The following is a 3152-nucleotide window of genomic DNA, read 5'->3' as shown; positions in this document are numbered from 1 at the left end:
AGGACTAACCTGACCCGATGTTGTAAGGAAATATGAGGAAGACCATAACCCATCTCCCCACAACAGCGTTTTGGTTGCAGATACTCCTGACGCAATTTGCGTGACGACACACAATATAATTATCGCAGCGAGGAAGGGGCTCTGCTTTCATCCCCGGCCTGAAGACCGGGGACTTCCCGCTCTGCCCCTTCACCCCGCGAGTTAAAAAAGAGGACCGGAAAAAATATTATCAATACTTAAAATCAGCAGATTCCGGAAATCTTTATCCGTTTTCAAATCTCATCGCAAAAGCGGTGGATGAAAGTCTGACCGTATATCTCTCTGTATATGGCGGGTATGATGAACTTATACCGTTAGGGGTTATCGCACAGAACACTCCTTATTCACAGGAATATCTCAGCCTGCGGGCACGACAGGGCGTACTTGATGCGGTTAAGATAAAAAAGACGTGGCATACCTCCAGGCGGGCACTTGAGAAGTACCTCGCATTACACGGGAAACGAGACGGCCCATCATAACGACGTTTGGTGTGGCCGGGGTGTGTCAGGGCGTAAACCGGTATCTCAGGAGAGACAGTAGTGAACCATCAACTGATTCTAAACGAAGTCTCTTTCAAACCGAAACCTCACTCCCCCTCCACATGCCTTCTTCCGGCCTCAGTAATATCCCTCCCCTGCGGCGTCCTCTTAATAAACCCAATCTGAATCAGATACGGTTCATACACCTCTTCCACCGTCCTGACCTCCTCGCCAATCGCGATGGCGATCGTCTTCACTCCCACCGGGCCGCCGCCGAAGTCATGGGCAATCACCGAGAGAATCTTCCGGTCGATATTGTCAAGCCCCAGCGGGTCAATGCCGAGCATGGTCAGCGCAAGGTCTGCTGTCCCTGCGTCAATGCTGCCGTCCTCCCGGACCAGGGCGAAATCACGCACCCGCCGGAGCAGACGGTTTGCTATCCGTGGTGTGCCCCGGCTTCGCCTGGCAATTTCTCTGGCACCGTCCTCCGTGATCGGTGTCTGCATGATGGCAGCGCTGCGCAGCACAATTTTCACAAGGTCAGCCACCTCGTACAAGGTGAGCCGGAATATGAAACCGAAGCGGTCACGCAGCGGAGAGCCCAGGAGGCCGACCTTTGTCGTCGCACCGACCAGGGTGAACTCCTCTAAGGGGAGCTGCACCGAGCGTGCCCCCGGGCCTTCGCCGATCATCACGTCAATGCACGAGTCCTCCATCGCCGGGTAGAGAATCTCCTCGACCACCGGGTTCAGCCGGTGAATCTCATCAATGAAGAGCACATCCCCCTGCGAGAGCGCCGTTAACTGGGCGGCAAGGTCGCCGGGCTTGTCCAGCACCGGACCGGTGGTGCTCCGGATGGCCACGCCCATCTCCCGGGCGACAATCTGGGCGAGCGTCGTCTTCCCGAGACCGGGCGGGCCGGAGAAGAGGATGTGATCAATAGTCTCCCCCCGTCTCTTCGCCGCCGCGATGGCGATGGCAAGGGTCTCTTTAATCTGCGGCTGACCCACGAAATCGTCGAAATGCGCCGGCCGGATCGTCGTGTCGTCCGGCTCTTCGGCCAGAAGTGCCGGTGAGGGGAGTCTCTCCTGCATAAAATCAGCGCTCCCGCAGGCGGGCCAGAGCGCCACGAATAAGGTTCTGCACGGTCGGATCGGGAATGGACAGGACAGCGTCGACTGCCTCCTGCGCCTCCCGTGGCGAAAAACCGAGTGATATGAGGGCGCTCACCGCGTCACCGGCTTCTGCCGTTCTTTTGCCGCCGGGGACAGTTTCGGTGTGTTTCTTCATCTTATCCTTGAGTTCCAGGATCAGGCGTCTGGCACTCTTCTGACCGATGCCCGTGATCCGGGTGAGCACTTTTTCATCGTCACTCACAATCGCTATAGCAAAATCCTCCAAAGATATCTGGGAGAGGACGTTCATGGCAATCTGCGGGCCTATCCCGGAGACACTGATTAAGATACGAAATAGTTCCAGTTCACTTGGGTAGAGAAACCCGTAGAGCTGAATGTCATCGTCACGGACGGCCATGTAGGTGTGCACCCGGACAAGACCTTCCGTCTGCTGGAGACTCTGCAGCGCGGGGCGGGTGACCTGCACCCGGTAGCCGACACCGCCGACATCTATAACCACCCACCGGTCCCCGGTGGATGCCAGAATTCCTGAGAGATGAGCTATCATATTATCGCATCGTATGTATGTGGCAGAGAGCGACCGCAAGACCGTCTGCGGCATCGTCCGGGCGGGGAATCTCCTGCAGCCGGAGGAGCCTGCGCATCATCTCCTGCACCTGGTGTTTGTCGGCACGCCCCGATCCGGTGACCGCCTGCTTGATCTGGTTGGGCGTGTACTCCGCTATTGCAATATCCCGCTGAACTGCTGCGAGTAAGAGGACACCCCGTGCCTCACTGACCTGCATGGCAGAGGTGGTGTTCCGGGAGAAGAAGAGTTGTTCAATGGCGACGCATGCCGGGCTGTAGTCATCAAGAACCTGCGAGATACTCTCATATATCTCCCGCAGACGCTGTGACTGGCTCAGGCTGCTTTTGGTCTCAATGCAGCCATAGGCCAGCGGGGTCGGATACCGGGCGGTTCTCTCAAGCACGCCGTAGCCGACCCGTGCAATACCCGGATCAATCCCGACAACAATCATGCGTTTCTCTCTCCTGTAGCGGGGGGCCTTTGTGCCCCTGCCTTTCTCATGAATGTTCCGTTCTTATGATAGATACCTATTGTCAACTACTCGCGTCTATACAGTCATGGGCTTCCTGCCTGTTTTTTTCGAAATAAATTGTGTTGCTGTAATGGACATACAAAAATTCTGTTAAAAATGTCTGTATGCAACTTTCCTGTGACGTACATAATATATTGTGACAGTGGTATCATCATGGTTTACACGGTAAATAATCCGATAATTGCCGGAACGAATCCTGTAGAAATTCTCCGAACCAGATATCCTTTTAGATTCGTGAGGAATGGGATCCGAAGATAATTGTTCAATCCTAGAAAAAATTGATTCGATATGAATTGTGTCAATCTTCCTCAAATCCTTTTCAACACCGGATTTAAATTCAACCGAATATTTATTCATAAATTACTTCCGAGCCGTTTTTTCATCTCATGTAAAGATCG

General features: G+C 54.2%; 5 protein-coding genes. 1 reads left to right on the top strand and 4 read right to left on the bottom strand.

Going from position 1 to position 3152, the window contains the following annotated elements; translation table 11 throughout:
* Nucleotides 1–293: 293 nt before the first annotated feature.
* Nucleotides 294–518 (top strand): hypothetical protein, encoded by a 225-nt coding sequence (locus tag MKMG_RS11160; protein ID WP_165078007.1) that lies wholly within the window; start codon nucleotides 294–296, stop codon nucleotides 516–518.
* 107 nt (nucleotides 519–625) lie between these two features.
* Here MKMG_RS11160 and ruvB read toward each other — a convergent pair whose 3' ends face one another.
* From ruvB to MKMG_RS11800, 4 genes are all read right to left on the bottom strand, one after another.
* The gene (gene ruvB / locus MKMG_RS11155; RefSeq protein ID WP_165078005.1) at nucleotides 626–1612 is read right to left on the bottom strand and encodes a Holliday junction branch migration DNA helicase RuvB; all 987 of its coding nucleotides are present in this window, start codon (nucleotides 1610–1612) and stop codon (nucleotides 626–628) included.
* A 4-nt stretch (nucleotides 1613–1616) separates the two neighbouring features.
* On the bottom strand, nucleotides 1617–2201 hold the full coding sequence (ruvA, locus tag MKMG_RS11150) for a Holliday junction branch migration protein RuvA (protein ID WP_165078004.1): 585 nt from the start codon (nucleotides 2199–2201) through the stop codon (nucleotides 1617–1619).
* A gap of 1 nt (nucleotide 2202) precedes the next feature.
* Nucleotides 2203–2673 (bottom strand): crossover junction endodeoxyribonuclease RuvC, encoded by a 471-nt coding sequence (gene ruvC, locus MKMG_RS11145; protein ID WP_165078002.1) that lies wholly within the window; start codon nucleotides 2671–2673, stop codon nucleotides 2203–2205.
* 171 nt (nucleotides 2674–2844) lie between these two features.
* Nucleotides 2845–3111, bottom strand: a complete 267-nt coding sequence (locus MKMG_RS11800) for a type II toxin-antitoxin system RelE/ParE family toxin (RefSeq protein ID WP_165078001.1) — start codon at nucleotides 3109–3111, stop codon at nucleotides 2845–2847.
* Between the last annotated feature and the right edge of the window lie 41 nt (nucleotides 3112–3152).

This window comes from Methanogenium sp. MK-MG (assembly GCF_009914725.1).
Classification (GTDB): Archaea; Halobacteriota; Methanomicrobia; order Methanomicrobiales; family Methanomicrobiaceae; genus Methanogenium.
The sequence above is the reverse complement of the archived record's forward strand: the minus strand, read 5'-3'. Positions and strand labels throughout refer to the sequence as shown.

Bases quoted from the DNA above. Each gene is read 5' to 3' on its own strand.
- ruvB (WP_165078005.1), bottom strand. From the start codon at position 1,612: ATGCAGGAGAGACTCCCCTCACCGGCACTTCTGGCCGAAGAGCCGGAC.
- ruvA (WP_165078004.1), bottom strand. From the start codon at position 2,201: ATGATAGCTCATCTCTCAGGAATTCTGGCATCCACCGGGGACCGGTGG.
- ruvC (WP_165078002.1), bottom strand. From the start codon at position 2,673: ATGATTGTTGTCGGGATTGATCCGGGTATTGCACGGGTCGGCTACGGC.
- MKMG_RS11800 (WP_165078001.1), bottom strand. From the start codon at position 3,111: ATGAATAAATATTCGGTTGAATTTAAATCCGGTGTTGAAAAGGATTTG.